This window comes from Streptomyces yokosukanensis (genome assembly GCF_001514035.1).
Taxonomy (GTDB): Bacteria; Actinomycetota; Actinomycetes; order Streptomycetales; family Streptomycetaceae; genus Streptomyces; species Streptomyces yokosukanensis.
In genome coordinates this window covers 4,935-5,448 of sequence record NZ_KQ948257.1, presented here as the reverse complement: position 1 = coordinate 5,448, position 514 = coordinate 4,935, and the positions used below count along the sequence as shown (strand labels likewise).

1 protein-coding gene is annotated in these 514 nt (G+C 70.2%); it reads right to left on the bottom strand.

Annotation, left to right across the window (positions count from 1 at the left end):
* Positions 1-514: SpnB-like Rossmann fold domain-containing protein (locus tag AQI95_RS43670; RefSeq protein WP_425264977.1), on the bottom strand; the 514-nt coding region annotated here is incomplete at both ends.

Sequence of the window (514 nt, the reverse complement as noted above, 5' to 3'; positions counted from 1 at the left end):
ACAGCGGCCCGAGCCAGACGCGGCACCAGCACCACACCCTCCCGCACCGCAACCTCGGACTCACCCGAAGCCAGCGCGGCCGAGACACCCTCGCGCACATCACCGTCGACGTCGACATCGACCAGCACGATCCGGCCCGGATTCTCCGACTGCGCCGAACGCACCAGACCCCGCACAGCGGCGTGCACCAGATCCGACACACCCTCCCCGGAGCGGGCCGCGACCGCACCCCGGGTCAAGAACACCAGACGCGACTGAGCGAACCGCTCGTCCGCCAGCCACTCCTTCAACAGCCCCAGCACCCGGCCGGTGGACTCATGCACCCCAGCAGCCACATCACCCTCGGCCACCTCCGTACACGGCACCACCAGCGCCGCCGGAACCTCACCACCCTCGACAACCGCAACTCCCAGCCCGGCAAGGTCCGCGAACACCTGCGCACCCTCACCCAGCAACAGCCAGTCGTCGAACGACCCGGCCGCAGCCACCGCCGTCCACTCCACCCGGAACAGGG